This is a genomic window from Ruminococcus sp. MCC718 (assembly GCF_018783905.1).
In the GTDB taxonomy this organism is placed as follows: domain Bacteria; phylum Bacillota; class Clostridia; order Lachnospirales; family Lachnospiraceae; genus Hominisplanchenecus; species Hominisplanchenecus faecis.
Window position 1 is genome coordinate 39,053 of sequence record NZ_WQNP01000020.1, and the last position, 18,309, is coordinate 57,361.

Annotated in this window: 9 protein-coding genes and 1 other RNA gene; all 10 read left to right on the forward strand. The window is 42.6% G+C overall.

What is annotated here, in order from left to right; genetic code table 11:
* The first annotated feature begins 4 nt into the window (after nucleotides 1-4).
* The 10 genes from secG (at nucleotide 5) to GPK60_RS02400 (ending at nucleotide 17,711) form a co-directional block, all read left to right on the forward strand.
* A complete protein-coding gene (gene secG / locus GPK60_RS02355; protein WP_173895508.1) occupies nucleotides 5-241 on the forward strand; it encodes a preprotein translocase subunit SecG in 237 nt (78 codons plus the stop codon).
* A gap of 150 nt (nucleotides 242-391) precedes the next feature.
* Nucleotides 392-2,524: a ribonuclease R gene (gene rnr, locus GPK60_RS02360; RefSeq protein WP_215658773.1), complete on the forward strand. Its 2,133-nt coding sequence runs from the start codon at nucleotides 392-394 to the stop codon at nucleotides 2,522-2,524.
* Between the two features lie 21 nt (nucleotides 2,525-2,545).
* Nucleotides 2,546-3,010: an SsrA-binding protein SmpB gene (smpB, locus tag GPK60_RS02365; RefSeq protein WP_022119464.1), complete on the forward strand. Its 465-nt coding sequence runs from the start codon at nucleotides 2,546-2,548 to the stop codon at nucleotides 3,008-3,010.
* 130 nt (nucleotides 3,011-3,140) lie between these two features.
* Nucleotides 3,141-3,489: a transfer-messenger RNA gene (gene ssrA, locus GPK60_RS02370) on the forward strand.
* 160 nt (nucleotides 3,490-3,649) lie between these two features.
* Entirely contained in the window at nucleotides 3,650-8,146 is a 4,497-nt protein-coding gene (locus GPK60_RS02375) for a family 20 glycosylhydrolase (protein ID WP_215658774.1), read from the forward strand.
* Nucleotides 8,147-8,309: 163 nt separating this feature from the next.
* Nucleotides 8,310-8,993, forward strand: a complete 684-nt coding sequence (locus GPK60_RS02380) for a response regulator transcription factor (protein WP_173866438.1) — start codon at nucleotides 8,310-8,312, stop codon at nucleotides 8,991-8,993.
* Entirely contained in the window at nucleotides 8,990-10,549 is a 1,560-nt protein-coding gene (locus GPK60_RS02385; RefSeq protein ID WP_215658775.1) for a HAMP domain-containing sensor histidine kinase, read from the forward strand. The genes GPK60_RS02380 and GPK60_RS02385 overlap by 4 nt, the downstream gene beginning before the upstream one ends.
* The gene (locus GPK60_RS02390) at nucleotides 10,539-10,730 is read left to right on the forward strand and encodes a (2Fe-2S)-binding protein (protein ID WP_215658776.1); all 192 of its coding nucleotides are present in this window, start codon (nucleotides 10,539-10,541) and stop codon (nucleotides 10,728-10,730) included. Before GPK60_RS02385 ends, GPK60_RS02390 begins: the two co-directional genes overlap by 11 nt.
* 208 nt (nucleotides 10,731-10,938) lie before the next feature.
* On the forward strand, nucleotides 10,939-15,555 hold the full coding sequence (locus tag GPK60_RS02395; RefSeq protein WP_215658777.1) for a discoidin domain-containing protein: 4,617 nt from the start codon (nucleotides 10,939-10,941) through the stop codon (nucleotides 15,553-15,555).
* A gap of 515 nt (nucleotides 15,556-16,070) precedes the next feature.
* Complete coding sequence (locus GPK60_RS02400; RefSeq protein WP_215658778.1) at nucleotides 16,071-17,711, forward strand: fibronectin type III domain-containing protein; 1,641 nt, start codon at nucleotides 16,071-16,073, stop codon at nucleotides 17,709-17,711.
* Nucleotides 17,712-18,309: the final 598 nt, after the last annotated feature.

An 18,309-nucleotide genomic window follows, 5' to 3' on the forward strand; every position in this document is an offset into this window, starting at 1 on the left:
TAATGTGGAAATCTTGAGAACAGTTATCAATATACTCTTTATTTTGGATTGTATCGCACTGACCGTTATCGTATTGATGCAGGAAGGAAAGTCCGCAGGGCTGGGAGCTATTGCAGGTGCAGCAGATACTTACTGGGGAAAGAACAAAGGCCGTTCTATGGAAGGAACACTTGTGAAATCCACAAAGTTTCTTGCAATCGCATTTATCGTAATTTCCATAGTTCTGAATCTGAATTTCTAAGAAACCTGCAGAATTGTCACAGGCAGGTTCTTTTGAACGCATGACACGTTAAAACACTCTTGTGGTTGGTAACTGCAAGGGTGTTTTTTAGCGTTACCGGTCAGAAAAAACAGCACACCGATTCCCCGCATGATGAACAAGGAGGGTAACATGGACAGCAAACAGTTAGAAAAAAGAAAAAAGGTTCTTTTAGACCTGATGAACGATAAAATATATGTACCGATGAAGATCAAGGAGCTTGCTATCATCCTCCAGGTGTCAAAAGAAGAACGGCCGGATCTGGAGCTGATCCTGAATGAACTTCTGGCAGAGGGCAAGATTGAAATCTCCAAAAGAGGTAAGTATAAAATTGCAAAAGAAAAGACGGTTACCGGAACCTTTGTAACGCATCCGAAAGGCTTTGGTTTTATTGAAGTGGAAGGCAGAGACGATGATATTTATGTTTCAGAAGAAAACATCGGCAATGCTTTTTACGGAGATGTGGTTCAGGCGACTCTGATCTCCGGGACGACCGGGAGACGTCAGGAAGGACGCATCACACAGGTCATCTCCCATACGGTCACGGAAGTGGTTGGCATCTATGAACAGAGCAAACATTTTGGCTTTGTGATTCCGGACAACCAGAAAATCCTTCAGGATATTTTTATCCCGCAGGAGTGTGCCAAAGGTGCGGTAAACGGCCATAAGGTGATCGCAGAGATTACTTCTTACGGCAGCAGCAAGAAAAAGCCGGAGGGCAGGATCACAAAGATCATCGGCCATATCAGTGATCCGGGGACGGATGTACTTTCCATTGTTTATGCAAAAGATCTTCCGTTTGAATTTCCGGAAAAGGTGCTCAATCAGGCAGAACGAGTGAAAGATGAGGTCAGTGAGGCAGATATGCAGGGCAGACTGGATCTTAGAAAGGTACCGATGGTCACGATCGATGGTGAAGATGCCAAGGATCTGGATGATGCTGTATCACTGGAAAAAGATGGAGATATCTGGCATCTGGGCGTGCATATCGCAGATGTCACAAATTATGTGCAGGAGAACAGTGCACTGGACTGGGAGGCAAAGAAACGCGGAACAAGTGTGTATCTTGTGGATCGGGTGATCCCGATGCTTCCGAGAAGGCTCTCAAATGGCATCTGTTCTTTAAATGCAGGATGCGACCGGCTGGCACTGAGCTGCCTGATGGACATCGATGAGAAGGGCAAAGTGATCGGCAGCCAGATTGCGGAGACGGTGATCTGTGTGGATCAGCGAATGACCTACACCAGCGTGAAGAAGATTCTGGAGGATCAGGACGCAGAAGAAATCGAAAAATATCAGGAATTTGTCCCGATGTTTGAAAAGATGAGAGAACTGTCAGAACTGCTTCGCAAAAACCGCCGTGCACGCGGTTCAATCGACTTTGATTTTCCGGAAGCAAAGATTATCCTGGATAAAAAAGGAAAACCGGTTGATATCAGACCATACGAGGCAAATACAGCGACAAAGATTATCGAAGATTTTATGCTGCTTGCAAATGAGACAGTAGCATCCGAATATTTCTGGCAGGAAATTCCGTTTTTATACCGTGTCCACGATACACCGGATCCGGAAAAAATCCAGGCACTTGCAGAATTTATCCGCAATTTCGGATATGGACTGAAAGGTGTCCAAGACGAAGTCCATCCAAAAGAACTGCAGAAACTCCTCTCCAGAGTTGCAGATTCACCGGAAGAGGCACTGATCAGTCGTTTGACCCTGCGTTCCATGAAACAGGCGAGGTATTCGACAGAATGTACCGGACATTTTGGACTGGCAGCGAAGTATTACACGCATTTCACTTCTCCGATCCGTCGGTATCCGGATCTGCAGATTCACCGGATCATCAAGGAAAATCTGCGTGGCAGATTAAATGCAGAGCGGATCGCACATTATCAGGAGATCCTGCCGGAAGTGGCAGAACATTCCAGTAAGACGGAGCGAAGGGCAGATGAGGCAGAGCGTGATACCGATAAAATGAAAAAAGCAGAATACATGCAGCAGCATATCGGTGAAGAATATGAAGGCGTAATCTCAAGTATTACATCCTGGGGCATGTATGTAGAACTTCCAAATACCATCGAGGGACTGATACATGTTGCAAATCTTTACGATGACAGGTATTATTATAATGAAAATACCCATGAGATGGTTGGCTCAGATCTTGGAAAGGTTTACAAACTCGGTCAGAGCATCCGTGTACGTGTGCTTGATGCTGATAAAGAAAATGCAACAATTGATTTTGTGCCTGCAGCTATTTGGGGATAAGTCAGAGACGGGAGGAAAGATATGGGAGCAGAATCCATAAAACTGATTGCAAACAACAAAAAAGCATATCATGATTATTTTATCGAAGACACGTATGAGGCAGGGATTTCTCTTCACGGAACAGAGGTTAAATCCCTGCGAATGGGAAAATGCAGCGTAAAAGAATCCTTTGTCCGTATTGAAAACGGCGAAGTGTTTATTTATGGTATGCACATCAGCCCATATGAAAAGGGAAATATTTTTAATAAAGATCCGATGCGTGTAAAAAAACTGCTGATGCATCGCTATGAGATCAATAAGATCGAAGGAAAGATCGCAGAAAAAGGATACACACTGGTTCCCCTGAAAGTATATTTTAAAGGCAGTCTGGTAAAAGTCTCTATCGGTCTTGCAAAAGGTAAAAAACTGTACGACAAACGACAGGATATCGCAAAGAAAGATATGCGAAGAGAAGCAGAGCGTGAATTTAAGGTGCGTAATCTGTAAAGATGGAAAACGCACAGAGATAAAAAGATGCAAAGAAAAATAAAAAGTGAAAATTTTAAAAAGACACTTTACAAAAATGAATTTCAGGTGTAAAATAAACTGTACTGTAAGATTATCTTCAAACAAACCAGGGCTTGTACTGGTTTCGACGGGGGTTTTGCAGTCAGGGAAGCCATCTGCGGGCCGGGACCGCACAGTAAACCGGAAACTAAATATAAACGCAGAAGATAATTACGCGTTAGCAGCCTAAGGGCTGCTTGTCGGCAGGAGGTTGCTCACAGCTTCCCCAACCGGCATCAAATCCTGTGAGGCACTCTGTGGCCAAAGCTTTGCGGCGGCAGAAGAACTTATGAAGCTACTGAGGCTGTGAACCTGTCATTAGGTGCACCGTTGAGGGAACGTTAAAATAATGACTGTGATGGGAGATGCCTTGATGAATAGGCTTTCGGACAGGGGTTCGATTCCCCTCAGGTCCATCCTGAAAAGCTCGATTTTATCGGGCTTTTTTTGTTATCTTTTTTAACTGCGCTGTATTTTGTATGCGTTTTAGATAAGATGTGTGGACTTTTTTAAAAAATCATGTTAAAATTAGATATGTTTTTAGCAACATTTGACAACATAACTAAAAGGAGGAAGTTTATGTTTAAGAAAAAAATGAAACAGATCGGTGCTATGGCCATGGCAGCGAGCATGATCCTTGCTTCTGTACAGCTCCCGCCGCTTGCAGCAAATGCAGCAGAGAATACCAACCTGGCATTGAGTGCAACGGCAACAGCATCCAACTCAGAAGGCGGAAACGAAATCGCAAAGATCAATGACGGTAATATGAACACCAGATGGTCACATGATCAGAGTAATACTTCATGGGCACAGCTTGCCTGGGCTGAGAGCAAAACCATGAAGAGTTTTGTTATCAACTGGCAGCGAAACAATGCAGTTAATTATACACTGCAGGTATCTGATGATGGTCAGACATGGAGAGATGTATACACTGCAACACAGGCACCGGCAACGACAACGGACAAGATTACACTGGATACTGCAGTTACCGGAAAATTCCTGCGGTTAAATGTTACAAAGATTGAACCGACCAATGCAGGAGTTACCTGGAATGCAATTTCTGTATGGGAACTGCAGGTATACGAAGGTGATATTCCAGATACCAGAACACAGGCTGCAAAGATTGCGGATTCTATGACTGCTCCGACCGTTACAGCAGATACGACAAAGATTCCGATGCCGACCGTTCCGGAAGGATATACGGTAGAGTTTGATGCAGATTATGAGCAGATCATCGGAAGTGACGGCACCGTTTACAAACCGCTGCAGACCAAGACCGTAAAAGGATTTTACCAGATCAGCAATGCAGACGGCACAGATAAAGCACAGTCCGCAGAGTTTACCATTACGGTTCCGGGACGTTATACAGATGCAGAAGGAGCCAATGCAAAACCGGATGTCATCCCGGCACTGCAGGAGTGGCATGGCGAGACCGGTGATTTCGTGATCCAGAGCAGCAGTAAGATTGTTTATGCAGACGGACTGGAAGCAACGGCAAAACAGTTTGCAGAAGATTACAAAGATATCACAGGAAACGATATCCAGACCGTAAAAGGCAGCGAATCCGATGCCAAAAAAGGTGATTTTTATCTGACACTGAACAGCACAGACCAGGGTCTTGACGAAGAAGGCTATATCATGACGATCGGTGACAGCGTAAAGATCGAAGCAGAAAAAGCAACCGGTGCATACTGGGGCGTGATCAGTGCACTGCAGATTTTAAAACAGAACAAAACAACGATTCCGAAAGGTATCACAAGAGATTATCCGAAGTACGAAGTGCGTGGGTTTATGCTCGATGTCGGAAGAAAAGCTTTTGATTTCAATACCGTAAAGGAATTTGCAAAGAACATGGCATGGTACAAGATGAATAACTTCCATCTGCACCTGTCCGACAACCTGATCTTCCTGGAAGATTACGCTACGATTGATGAAGCGGTAGAGAATGCATATGCAGGTTTCCGTCTGGAATCTGAAATTCCAAATCTGACATCAGAAGATACATACTATACAAAAGAGGAGTTCCGTTCTTTCATTAAAGACAGCAGAACCATGGGTGTCAACATCATTCCGGAATTTGATATGCCGGCACATGCCCTGGCGATCACAAGAGCCTTCCCGAACCTTATGACCAAAGAGGCAGGCGGAAACCACAGATACCTGATCGAAGAACTGGACATCCGAAAAGATGGTGCACTGGATGCAGCCAAATCCGTATGGGCACAGTACTTCGAAGGTGATGATCCGGTATTTGACAAAGACACCACGGTACATATCGGAACCGATGAATTCCACGGAAACGGCGGAAATGAATATTTCAGAAGCTTCTCTGATTCCATGATCAAGTACATCCAGGGAACAGGACGTGACGTCCGTATGTGGGGAAGCCTTTCCAACAAAAACGGTAAAACTCCGGTTGCATCCAAAGATGTACAGCTGAACATCTGGAACACCGGATATGCAAATCCGAAGAATATGTATGACCTGGGATATGACCTGATCAATACTCTGGAAGGAAGTCTTTACATTGTACCTTCTGCAGGATATTATTCAGACTACCTGAATTCCCAGAACCTTTACAACAACTGGGTACCGAATAATTTCAGCGGTACTGTTTTAAGAGCCGGAGACAAACAGGTACTCGGCGGTACTTATGCAATCTGGAATGACCAGATCGGTACACGCGGAAACGGTATCACAGAATACGATGACTTTGATCGTTTCTTCCAGCCGCTGCCGTCCTTAAGTGAGAAGATGTGGGGCGAAGGAACCGACAGGACTTACAGTGAGATGCGTGCCGTTGCAGAAAAAGTGGATACTGCACCGAACACAAATCCATACTACGAAGCAGATTCTGTAGGAAATGATGTGATCGATTACTCCTTCGATGATGAAAAAGTTTACGATGAATCCGGAAACAACAATGATTCTGTAAGCGAGAAGAACGTAGAAGAAGTAGCAGGCAAGAGCGGAAATGCACTGAAACTGAACGGCGGCGAGAGCTACGTAGAGACTCCGGTTGACATGGTCGGACCGACAAGCGGAAAGACAGCCGGCAGCAGCATTTCCATGTGGGTCAAGAGAGATGCAGCCAGCGACAACAGTGAGCAGGTTCTCTGCGAGACCAACACAAAATTCAACACCTATGCGATCAAAGCAGTCCAGAAGAATACCGGAAAAGTCGGATTCTCAAGAGAAGGATATGATTATTCCTTTAACTATAAACTGCCAAAAGATGAATGGGTATACCTGACCATCAATGGTTACAAAGACAAAGCAGAGCTTTATGTAAATAATAAATATGTATCATCCGCAGCTCTGGACAACGAGACAAAGACAAGCGGTTCGAAAGTTGCCACACTGGTACTTCCGGTTGAGTACATCGGAAGCAAGACCAATAGTTTCAAAGGTCTGGTAGACGAACTGACGGTAAGTGCAGATCCGACCACCGTATCCGAAAGCGGAAATGCTCTTTCCAGAGCGGGCTGGACAGTATCTGCCTGCAGCCAGGAGAGTTCCGAAGGATCGGCACAGAATGCAATCGACGGAGATGACACTACATTCTGGCATACAAACTGGCGTACACCGGATGTCATTTCCGGTACACACAATCATTACTTTGAAGTAACACTGCCGGAAGTTCAGACGATCAGCAGACTTTCCTGTCTGCCAAGACAGAATAGTGCAAACGGCCGTATCTTCAAATATGACATCGTTGTTACAAAAGCAGACGGAACCGAGATAACCGTTGCAACAGACGGTACCTGGGCAAATGATGCATCTGAAAAATTTGCAGACTTTGATCCGATTGAAGCAAAGAAAGTGAAACTCGTCATTAAAGATGCAGGAAGTGATAATGCCGGAAAACACGGAACTATCGCAGAACTGAATCTGTATGCTGCTTATGGAAAAGCAGATGTACAGAAAGCATATAATACTTATGTAAACTACAAGAGTGAAGACTACACCGGCAAAACCTGGACATTCTTTGCAGATGCCCTGGCAAATGCAAAAAAGGTACTGGATAACGCAGACAGCACTGCAGCAGCATATTCCCAGGCATACACAAACCTGACCAATGTTGCAGCACAGCTGGAAACAACAAAAGACAAGCTGACAAGAGTCCTTACCGGATATCAGAACTTTGATACCACAGGATACAGCGAAGGAAGCATTGCAAACTATCAGAAACAGGTAAAAGAAGCAGAAGAACTGCTGAAAAAAGAAGGTGCAACAGGAGCAGATTTTGCCAGAGCACTGGAGAACCTGAAAAAAGCAAAAGCAGCACTGAGCACGGAAGAACCGGCAAAATCAGACAAGACAAAACTGACAGCAGCAGTTGCTGAGGCAGAAAAAGTAAACAAAGCGGATTACACCGATGACAGCGTAAAAAGCTTTGAACAGGCTCTGACAGCAGCAAAAACGGTACTGGAAGATACTTACGCAACACAGGCCGAAGTCGATGCGGCAGTTAATACTCTGAAACAGGCAGCCGATGCTCTGGTTAAGAAGACAACTCCAACGCCAGATCCGACCCCGACACCAAATCCGACCCCTACCCCAAATCCTACACCGGGTAAAGATGATACAGCAAAAGTACCGGCCAAGGGAAGCAAGATTACCGATCAGAAGAGCGGACTTGTATACAAAGTGACGAAATCGGATGCAAAGAATGGTACAGTAAAGGTAACGGGTCTGACAGCTGCAAAGAAAAATGTCAAGAAAGTAACCATTCCGGCAACGGTAACCAAAGATGGATATACGTTCAAAGTAACACAGATTGCTGCGAAAGCATTCCAGAAGAAAGCAAGACTGACCAAGGTTGTGATCGGTGCAAATGTTACCAAGATTGATGCGAAAGCATTCTACAAAGATGCAAAACTGAAAAATATTACCTTCAAAGGCAATAAGGCAGTGAAAGCAGGAAAAAATGCATTCAAGGGAATCAAAGCAAATGCAAAAGTAACGGTTCCTTATAAGATCAGTAAGAAGAATCTGAATAAGATCAAGAAAGCGCTTAAGAGTGCAGGAAAGAAAGTAGTAATTAAAAGGAAAGACATTGTAATACCATATTAAAAATAGGAAAGCAGAAAATGCAGGCAGATAATTCTGTCTGCATTTTCTGTATGCAGATGCAGTCGCATTCAGTGGAAGTTCTTCTGGTTTTGAGATGGATATTCACAAAACGGACATAATTCTCTGCTACGATGAAAGAAAAAGTGACAGGTGGGAGAAAACAATGGACAAATTGAAGATTTTAGTAGTAGATGATGAAAGCAGGATGAGAAAACTGGTCAAAGACTTCCTGGTAAAGCGAAACTTTGAAGTCCTGGAGGCAGAAAATGGGGCAGATGCGATCGATGTTTTCTTTTCGAAAAAAGATATTGCACTGGTGATTCTGGATGTTATGATGCCGAAAATGGATGGATGGCAGGTATGCCGTGAGATCCGGCAGTATTCAAAAGTGCCGATCATTATGCTGACAGCAAGATCAGATGAGAGAGATGAGCTGCTGGGATTCGAACTGGGTGTCGATGAGTACATATCCAAACCGTTCAGCCCGAAGATTCTGGTTGCAAGAGTAGAGGCAATTCTTCGAAGAACCAACACACTGGCAGCAGAAGAAATCTTAAAAGCCGGCGTGATCGAGGTAAACAAAGCAGCACATCAGGTTCTGGTAGACGGAAAGAGTGTGGAGTTGAGTTACAAAGAATTTGAACTTCTGAGCTATTTTATGGAAAACCAGGGCATCGCACTTTCCAGAGAAAAGATTCTGAATAGTGTGTGGAATTATGACTATTTCGGTGATGCGAGAACCATCGATACGCATGTGAAAAAGCTGAGAAGCAAACTTGGAAAAAATGCAGACTATATCAAGACCATCTGGGGTATGGGATATAAATTTGAGGTGGATGAACCATGAGAAAATCGCTGAAAACGCAGATCGCGGTACTTTTTATCGGCCTGATTGGATTTGTGTTTCTGGCAAACTGGTGTACCAATAATTTTTTGCTGGAGCGTTATTATGTGGCAAAAAAGGAAGCGGCACTTCAGCGTATTTATGATAATATGAATAAAGTAGAAGATGTAGATGATTACCTGATGGATGATTTCGAAAACACCCTTTCCGAATACTGTACACGCTATAATTTGAGTGCGATTATTCTGACGGATGAGTTTGTGCCGCTTCTTTATGGAACCGAAAATTATCAGAAACAGGAACTTCAGGGACGGCTCTGGGGCTATCTGATGGGGATTGACAAGTCTGAGACGGAAGTACTTAAAGAAAATGATAATTATGTTATTCAGAAAACCCAGGATTTTAAAGACAAAGTGGATTATCTGGAAATCTGGGGAGCCTTTAACACCGGCTATTATTTTATGATGCGGATCCCGATGGAGAGCATCCGTGACAGTGTGCGGACTTCCAATGAATTCCTTGGCTATTTTATTGTGATCGGTCTTGTAGTCAGCATGATCCTGATCTCCTGGATGTCACGCAAGATCACGACACCGCTTCAAGAGCTGACGGAGCTTTCCAAACGCATGGCAGACCTGGATTTTGATGCGAAATATACCAGCGGTGGTCAGAATGAGATCGGTCAGCTGGGCGAGCATTTCAACCAGATGTCAGAGACGCTGGAAAGGACGATTTCGGAGCTGAAAACAGCGAATAATCAGCTGCAGAATGATATCGAAGAAAAGATCCAGATCGACGAGATGCGAAAAGAATTTCTTTCCAATGTCTCGCATGAGCTGAAAACGCCGATCGCACTGATCCAGGGATATGCAGAAGGACTGAAAGAATGTATCAATGACGATGCAGAAAGCCGTGATTTCTATTGTGAGGTCATTATGGATGAGGCGGCGAAGATGAACAATATGGTTAAAAAACTGCTGACACTCAATCATCTGGAATCCGGAAAAGATGCCATTGTATTTGAACGTTTTGATCTGACAAAACTGGTTCGGACGGTTGTACATTCAGCGGAACTTCTGGCTGATCAGAAAGGTGCTAAAATTCTGTTTGAAGAGACGGAAAGCCATTATGTATGGGCAGATGAATTTAAGACCGAAGAAGTTGTGACAAATTTTGTATCCAATGCAATCAATCATGTGGATTTTGATAAAGTGATCGAGATCAAAATAAAAAAAGAAAACGGAAAAGTGCACACCAGTGTGTTTAATACCGGTGTACCGATTCCGGAGGCAGATATCGATAAAATCTGGATCAAATTTTACAAGGTTGACAAGGCAAGGACGCGAGAATACGGCGGAAGCGGAATCGGTCTTTCTATTGTCAAGGCGATCATGGACTCCATGCATCAGAAATTTGGCGTGAAAAATTATGACAATGGCGTAGAATTCTGGTTTGAACTGGAAGCAGACAATGGCAGAGAAATGAAAAGTGAGATGACAGAAGAATTTGCAAAACCAGTGGAAGTGAAAGGGGAGAAAACCGAGCAGAATGAACCGTAATTATGTAGTATGTGAATGTACCGGCACGACGGCCGGACAGATCGAACAGGCGGTACAGCAGGGAGATCGAACATTTGATGATGTGAAAGCAAGGCTTGGTGTCGGAAAGCAGTGTATTAAGTGCAAAGATCTGATATCGTTGCTGATTGAAAGCTACGTGGAAGATCTGGAAGAAGAATAGAAATGAAAAGAGATGCAGGCTCCTGTTCCTTGGATGGAATGGGAGCCTTTGTGTTTGCAAAAAAACGTCGAGTGTGGAAATGGGGAACAAGCATTTTGTTTCTGCTTTTTAGAAAACCAGCGAAAACCATGTACAAAATAGACAAAATCAGATATAATAATACGGTATCGTTATAAAAAAACAGAGAGGAAATAAGAAAGGAGACAGAATGAAAAAGAAAAAATGTATAGCAGCAGGTGCTCTGGCAGCATTTCTGTTGTGTGAAAGTCTGTTTACACCGAATCTTGCCGGAATGGGAGCCGGTCTTTTGAAAGTGCAGGCAGCGGCAGCAAACGTAGCACTCAATAAAGAAGTTACTTCTTCTGCAAATGAATCAGCAACATGGAGTGCAGACAAAGCCGTTGACGGCGATAAAACATCAGACTCCGGAAGATGGTCTTCCGGTGATATGGGTACAAACCGTGACAATCCACAGTGGCTGGTGATCGATCTTTCCGCAGCGACAACAAACGTTGAATCGATCAATATTTATTTTAATTTGAAGGCATGGAGTACAGAATATCAGATCCAGACCAGTGATTCCAACGGGGCAGATGCCAACTGGGAAACGGTTTATGAACTGTCGCGTGACAGTGCAAATGTACAGAGAAACGATCCGGATGTGATCAATGCCTCGGATCTGAGTAAGGCAGAATTAAAACGATATGTACGTTTCTATTTTAAAAAAGGAAATATCAATGGCTGGAAATGTATTTCCGTGCGTGAGATCGAGATCATGGGAACACAGTCCGGAATGATTGAGACGGCAGCTTCTGTATTGAAGAACCTGTCCAGCTTGACTGTGGAAGCAAATGAGGAAGAACTGGTGATTCCAAATACTTCTGAACAGTATGATATTTCCATATATGGAAGTGAGCTGGATCAGTTGCTCACGGAAGATGGAAAAGCATCTGCAATGAGAATTGGTGACCGCTCTTTTAATGTTATTTTAAAAGCGACCAATAAAAATGACCCGCAGAATACAGCAAAGAAAAATGTGACGGTAACTGTCAAAGGCAACACGGACAAGTATCCGGAACTGTTCAAAAAAGTGAGCAATCCAAATCCAATGCCAAAAGTCCTGCCGACCATTCAGGAATGGTATGGCTACGAAGGCAATTTTAAACTGACAGAGCAGTCCAGGATCGTGGTAAATGATGCGGCTGGGGTTGATGCGGAAGAAGCGGCAAAAGAAATGCAGAGTGATATCCACGATATCTGTGGTCTAGATCTGGAGATTGTAAAAGGAACAAGCGCCGGCACAAACGATATTTATCTGGAATCACAGACAGAAGATGTCTATGATGTCGGAAAAGAAGGTTATCTGATGGTTAATGGCGATGCTGGACTGAAAATTTATTCTTCCACCAAAACAGGACTTCTTTACGGTACTGTGACCGTAGAACAGATCCTTTATCAGGACAGTGAACATGCAAATGTGCCAAAAGGTGTGATTCGTGATTATCCGGCATATGAGATGCGAGGCGTGATGTTTGACATTGCCCGTATCCCTACAAGAATATCATTCCTGAATGATTATACAAAAATCATGAAATGGTACAAACTGAATGAGATGCAGCTTCATATCAATGATAATCAGTGGTCAGATCCAGCGTATTCTGCAAAATATGAGGATTGGGCAGATACCGAGGCTTCTCACAGACTGGAATCAGAACTTTTTCCGTCTCTTGCAACACAAAAGTCCAAATTTGTAAAAACAGGAGACAGTGAGGATCGCTATGACTACTATTATAATGTACATACCGGTAAAAGCGGTGAGCTTTACTATACAAAAGAAGAATTCCGCAAGATGAACGAAGAAGCAAAGGCATGCGGTATTCAGGTTGTAGCGGAGTTAGATACACCGGGACATTCCGCAGCTTACACCAAATATGTTCATGACCATCAGGAAGAAGTGATCAAATCACTTGTAAAATACGGCTATCTGAAGGCGGCAGATTATCTGAACGCAGACGGAAATGTAAAACAGGGAGCTTCTTTCTACATTCACAACCCTGGAAACTGGGAACTCCTGGCACTGGATGATCAGAGCAGCAATGCACAGATCAGACAGAATGCGATCAATGCAAGAATCTTTATGAAAGCACTGTTTGATGAATATCTCGGAGGAATTGACGGAATTGATGCGGTTTTTGATGCGAAAAATGTCAACGCAGGTGTTGATGAATACTGGGACAGAACCGATGCAAATAAAGAAGCTTTCCGCCGTTACATGAATGAAATGTACAGCTATCTGCATGATAAGTATGATGTCGAAGTGGAAATGTGGGGAGCGATGGAAGTCTTAAAGGGAAATACAAAGGTAAATAATAATATTATCCTGAATATGTGGTCTGCTACAGAGGACAGTCCGAGTGCGAGACTGGCAGAAGGCTTCCGTCTTATCAATGTACCGCAGACATATCTTTATAATACACCTGGACGTTATCACAAAGATATGATCCAGGAAAATAATCTTTTCTATAACTGGGATCCGTCTGTGTTCAGCGGCGGAGTGAAGACGGATAAAGGTGATCCGCAGGTACTTGGAGCCAAGACAGCACTCTGGGGCGATGAGAACCGCGAGGGTATCACAGAAGCCGATCTGAATGAGCGTTATCTGCGTGCGGTAGCCATGGTATCACAGAAAACCTGGGGCAGCAATAAAGAAACAAGCTTTGTAAACTATGAGCAGACCTTTGATGCATTACGCGAGGGACCTGGAACTGCTATTTCCTATGATATGGAAAGTGTTTCAGATGTAGTGCTGGACTATGATTTTGCAAACTTATCCGCGGATGGAGAAATCATTTATGATGCCAGCGGGAATGCTTACAACGGACAGGTGAGCGGTGGAGAAAAAGCAGAAAAAGACGGCGAAACCTATCTGAAATTTGATGGCAATACGGTTATCCGTACACCACTGACGACACTTGGTTATCCATATACGATGAGTTTTGATGTATATCTGGACGGTACAGAAAAGAATACGAAAGAATCCTCTCTGTTCTCCGGTTATGACGGAAGACTGCAGCTTGCGGGTATCAATGGTTCCCTGAGCCTGAACCGCGATTATTTTAATCAGTCCTTTGAGTATCAGGTAGAAAAGAATAAAAAGCACCGGATCACGGTCGTAGGAACGTATCAGACAACAAAACTGTATGTAGACGGTGTGTTTAAAAAGATTCTTTATGCGGCAGCCAGCGATCCGGAGAACAATGGTGCACTCGGTGCAAGTACCTGGACAGATGCAGACAACAATTACCGCAGCACCTTTGTGTTCCCGTTAAATGAGATCGGAAAGAATTTCTCCGGTTACCTTGGAAATATCAAAGCATATAACAAAGCACTGTCCACAGAAGAACTGGCAGCAGAAAATGTTGGTGCAACGCTTGTGGATGTGGCGAGAAACCGGGGAGCATATGCCGATCTTGGCAACAAAGGCTACAAAGGGGATGAGATGCGTCTCTATCCGGCATGGAAGGCAACCGACGGAGACGGACATGTAACAGGAACAAGCGGAGTAAGTACCTCTTACGAATCCAGATGGTGCTCTTCTGACCGAAATGATGATTTCCTGATGATTGACCTTGGAAGAGAAAGAAAGGTATCCAAGGTTGTGATCGACTGGGCAGCAGGACGTTATGCGACAGCATACGACATTCAGGTGTCAAACGATGGTGCCGACTGGAGCACAGTAAAATCCGTCAGCGGAAATGAAAAAGCATGGACTGAGGACAGCTTTACAGAAACATCCGCACGCTATGTCAGAATGAAGGGTGTACAGCGAAAAGCAAGTGAATATGCAATCTGTGAAATGAAAGTATACCAGAGCGTTGACAGAAGTGCCCTGAAAAATGCATATGAGGAAGCAAAAACGATCTTGAAAAATACAAAAGCTGATTTTGCTTATGCATCTGCAAACACAGATGAACTGGCAGAATTATGGAATGCGTCTGTGAGAGCAAAAGCGGTATACGGTGATGTCATGGCTGGTCAGGAAGAACTGGATGCGGCAAAAGCTGAGCTGGAAAGTGCACAGAATGCTTACCTGAAAAAAGTTACAGGATGCAAAGAAACTCTGACGGAAGAGATAAAGGTGTCTGAAAAAATCGATCTTTCAAAATACACTTCTGAAAGTGCAGCCAAATATCAGGAAGCACTGAAACGGGCGAAAGAGATGCTGGATCGAGCAGATGCACAACCGGAAGAGTTGGACGCAGCAAAGAAAGAACTGGAAGAGGCAAGAAAAGCTCTGACGGAAAAAGCAGAACAGCAAAAACCAGATCCAACGCCGACACCAAATCCAAATCCGGCACCGGATACTGTCAAAACGGTACCGAAAAAGGGAATGGTATTTACCGACGGAAAAGGAATCAGCTATAAAGTGACCAAATCCGATGCAAAAAAAGGAACGGTTGCAGTAACCGGAACCAGGAAAAAAAGAAATAAGATCACCATTCCGGCAACCGTTACGAAAGATGGCTATACCTTTAAAGTAACGGAAATTGCAGCAAAAGCATTCCAGAACAATAAAAAATTGACGACGCTGATTCTCGGAACAAATATCAGCAAGATCGGAACAAAGAGCTTCTATAAAAACAGCAAACTGAAGAGTATCACCTTCAAGAACAAAAATGCAGTTAAGATTGGCTCGCAGGCATTCAAAGGAATCAAAGTAACTGCAAAAGTGACCGTTCCGAAGAAAATGACGGCAAAGAATTTTGGCAAGCTGAAAAAAGCAATGAAGAGTGCAGGGAAGAAGATTAAATACAAGAAAAAATAGAGAATTACCGGTAGTTTCCCGGCGGATGTAAGGAATGGAAATATCGCATGTTTTATTAAGATGCTGTTTGCAAGTGAATAGTATTATTGTGTGTGCAAATGAACGAATTCCCCAAAGGGCACGTGAAAGTGCCTTCTTGGGAATTGTTCATTTTGCACATTGCCAAAAGCTCCTGGCTTGCCAGGGGTCTCTTAAGCGGAAATGCGTTTCCGGCCAGAATACAAAATGTGAAACCGAAAGAGATCGAATCATAGTGATGGAAATTTGTTGCCGTCACTGTGAGTCGGTCTTTTTTGCTCTCAAATAAAATATAACACTTCTATGAACACACTTTTTTTACAAAACTATTTTTATGACGTTTATTTGCACATTTAAAATCTTTGATGATAAAGCATTATAAAAATTCAGAAAAGAATTGAATAAGAAATGCGTATATGCTATCATATTTTGTATAAATGTGCTGAAAATTTCGGCATAAAAATAAACTGAAAGGACAACAAATAAAGGAGGAAAACATGAGAAAAGGGAAAAGATTTTTTAAAGCTTTTGTACTTGCGGCAGCTTTTTGTGCAATGAGTACAGTGCCGTATACAAGTCATGCATCAGCATTGGATGTTCCGCGTGCGACATCCGATAATACGTTTGCTACTGCAAGCAGGATCAACATGGGTGATACGTTGAATGGCAGTATTACAGAAACCAAAGATTATAATAATTATCAGCTCCAGCTGGACAGTGCCGGATGTATTACTCTTAATATGACAGCATATATGCGATATTATTGTATCAGAATTTATGAGACGGATGGTACAGAGATCTGGTATACAGATTCTAATGAATGGAATGAAACAGTTGGTTACCGCCGTGATGAGTATAATATTTATCTTGAAAAAGGAACGTATTATATACAGATCAATGGGTACAGAAGAGAGGATTATGATAAAGTTACCGGAGAGTATACTTGTCGTACATCCTTTACCTCATCTGGAGTGACAAATCGAGAGGATGATAATTCGTTTGCGGATGCAAATAATATTACGATTGGAGATAAAATTGTAGGGCAGATATCTGTAAATGATGATTTTGATACATATAAGTTTACATTATCGCAGGTTGGCTGCGTCAAACTTGAAATGACATCCTATATGAAATACTATGGTATAAAACTTTTTAATTCAGATGGAGAACAAGTTTGGTATAGTAATCAGAATGAATGGAATGAAACGGTTGGCTATCGCAGCGACACGTATGATTTATATCTGGAAAAGGGAACATATTATCTTCAGGTTGATGGATATCGGGTTTATGACTGGGATAAAGCTACTGGCAGATATGTATGCAATACTTCCTTTACAGCATCAGGCGTATCGTTTGATAGAGATGATAATGATTTCAGAACTGCAAAGCAGATATCATGGAATAAGACATATGTAGGTCAGATTTCGGAAAATGATGATTTTGATAACTATATTTTCAACGTTTCGAAAGATCAGACGGTAGCAATTGATATAACATCATATATGCAATATTACAGTATAAAAATCTTTGATGCGGATGGAAAAGAAATCTGGGACACACATTATAACGAATGGAACAGTAATGTCGGATATCGTAAAGACTCGCAGAATGTTGTCCTGAGTGCCGGAAAATATTATCTTCAGATTAATGGATATCGGGTTTATGACTGGGATAAATCCACCGGAAAATATGTTTTCTCTGTTTCTTCTTTGAGTCAGGCAAATTGTAATCATGATTACAGCAGCAAATGGGTAGATGCTACTTATTTTGAGAAAGGATACCGTCTCTATACATGTGAGAAGTGTGGTAAGAAATATAAGGATGATTATGTTGCGAAAAGACAACTGGATCAGGGAAGCATTTCTTCTTGGTATTCAAGTAGTGGAAAGGGAAAAATCTATCTTCGGTGGTATACAATATCGGATGCATCAGGTTATCAGATTCGTTACTGTAAGAAAAAATCTATGAAGAGCGGTGTAAAAGTGATGACTGTTAAAGGACAGCGTAAGTATAAGAAGACAATCAGCAAACTGTCCAGAAGAAAGAGGTATTATGTTCAGGTTCGGGCATATAAGAAATCTGGCAAAAAAACAGTTTATGGCAAGTGGTCACAGAAATATATGCTTAAAACAAAATAGAGATTCAGAAAAGATTTCTACATATAATTAGATAATAGCGAAAAAATAAAGTTCAGACAGCAAGAGTGTATTGGAAACCGTGTTTTCCGTATGCTCTTGTTTTTTATATAGGGACAAGATTGGATTGAACATATTGCTTGAATTATAGATATAAAAGTAATAAACACGAAAGTTTTGACTTCTAAGAAAAAACTTTAAAAATTTTGAAAAAAACTGTTGACAGATCCGCACAACAGTGGTATCATACCAACTGTTGCGGCGGAAACGCAGAAACGACGGGGCCTGAGAGATACAGGCAGTCAGGGAATCATCCAGACGATCCGGGGACGGAATTAAAAAGATGAAAAAAGTACTTGACAAACCGGAAAGACTTTGATAAAATATCAGAGTTGCTGCGGAAGAGACAAAGCAACACGGTCTGGTACGACTTAAGAAGTTCGAAAGAGCTTCGAAAAAAGTTTAAAAAAGTACTTGACAAGCACAAAGAGATGTGCTAAAATAAAAAAGCCGACGCGAGTAGCGAACGGCACAAACGAAAAGATGAACCTTGATAATTGAACAGTGACAACCTTGAAAATTCAAGAGAAAAGTTCTGAAA